This window comes from Variovorax paradoxus, from assembly GCF_030811855.1.
Classification (GTDB): Bacteria; Pseudomonadota; Gammaproteobacteria; order Burkholderiales; family Burkholderiaceae_C; genus Variovorax; species Variovorax paradoxus_L.
The window spans coordinates 1-1,391 of record NZ_JAUSRN010000040.1 but is presented as its reverse complement, the minus strand read 5'-3'; the positions used below and the strand labels follow the sequence as shown (position 1 = coordinate 1,391).

3 protein-coding genes are annotated in these 1,391 nt (G+C 63.1%); all 3 read right to left on the bottom strand.

Translation table 11 applies throughout. From position 1 onward, the window contains the following. Window positions 1–28 precede the first annotated feature (28 nt). Genes fliE through flgB form a run of 3 tightly spaced genes read right to left on the bottom strand, consistent with a single transcriptional unit; the run spans window position 29 to window position 1,256 of the window. Window positions 29–394: a flagellar hook-basal body complex protein FliE gene (gene fliE, locus J2X92_RS29515; RefSeq protein WP_307581449.1), complete on the bottom strand. Its 366-nt coding sequence runs from the start codon at window positions 392–394 to the stop codon at window positions 29–31. Further along, a complete protein-coding gene (gene flgC, locus J2X92_RS29510) occupies window positions 391–870 on the bottom strand; it encodes a flagellar basal body rod protein FlgC (protein WP_307581447.1) in 480 nt (159 codons plus the stop codon). Before flgC ends, fliE begins: the two co-directional genes overlap by 4 nt. A 2-nt stretch (window positions 871–872) precedes the next feature. Further along, the gene (flgB, locus tag J2X92_RS29505; RefSeq protein ID WP_307581445.1) at window positions 873–1,256 is read right to left on the bottom strand and encodes a flagellar basal body rod protein FlgB; all 384 of its coding nucleotides are present in this window, start codon (window positions 1,254–1,256) and stop codon (window positions 873–875) included. Window positions 1,257–1,391: the final 135 nt, after the last annotated feature.

Here is a 1,391-nt window from a genome sequence, read left to right as displayed (position 1 = left end):
GCGCGGTGTGTCAGTCCTTGCCAGAAGTTCATATCGGCATCTTCATGATGTCTTGATAGGCCTCGAGCAATCGGCTTCGTACCTGCATCATCAACTGAAAGGACAGCCGGCTTTCCTCTAGATTGATCATGATCTGGTGCAGGTTCTGCGCATCACCGAGCGCGAGTTTCTGCAGGTCAACCTGGCTGCTCGCCAACTGGCTGTTCACCTGGGCAATGCCATTCGTCACCAACTGGCCGAACGAGCCGGCGGCAGGATCCACGGATGCGGCCGCAGCGCCAGGCATCGCAGCCAGCGCCGTTCCGTGCATCGGTGCGGCATTTGCAATGGCCGCCATGTTTTGCGCCTGCATCGACAATGCGGACAGCGCCTCCACGGGCAAGAACGCGCTCATGCGCTGCCTCCGCCGATTTCGAGCGCCCGCAGCGCCAGCGTTCGCGTGGTGTTCATGGCCGCGACATTCGCCTCGTAGGCTCGGGTGGCGCTCATCATGCTGACCATTTCGGTAGCGGCATCGATGCCTGCGTACGCGACGAAACCGCGTTCGTTGGACATTGGATGTCCCGGTTCATACACGAGTCGTGGCGCCGCACCCGTGGGGACGATGCTCAGCAAAGGCCCGGCTTGCGCCGATTCATCCGCAGCATCCAAGCCTTGGCTGACAAGCGCGCCGAAGAGGCCGGCTTCGCCTTCGCCCGCGGGACCAACGACTGCACGGGCTTGAGCCACCACCCGAAGCGGTTGGTAGTTGGCGCCTCCCGCGGCCTGCACCGTGTGGGCATTGGCGAGGTTGAGCGCCGCGACGTCCACGCGGGCGCGCTCGATGCTCATGCCGGCAGCGCTGATGGCAAACGACTGGCTGTAGTCCATGGCTATTTCCTGCCGTCGCCGACGGCCATTGAAAGAATTGCGAAATGGCGCGACAACCCCTTGACGAGAGCCTGGTAGTGAATGTTGTTGCGCGCCATTTCGGCGGCTTCCACATCCAGTTGCACCGAAGCGGGCGCGCCCTGGCCGTCCACCAGGGCCTCGATGCGCGGGCGAACCTGGCTCAAAGCTGACGCCTCGAGCCGGCCGGTCTGCGCCAAGTTGCGGCGCGCCTCGCCAAGCTGTGCCTCGAAACTCACGCGCTGCGGCACGTAGCCCACCGCGTTCGCGTTTGCGATATTGGCTGCGATGGCCTGCTGTCGCAGGCTGGCCGCATCGAGTGCGAGCGCCAATGCCGATCGGGTCACGGCTTCAATTCCGTCTGTCATTTCTGTCTCCGAAGGCTTTCTGAACTATGTTTGCCGTGCTTGTTGATGCGCTTACGCTCACTGCACCACGAGTTCACCGTGCAGGGCGCCTGCCGCCTTGACGGCACGCAGGATGGAAATCACGTCGCGGGTGCT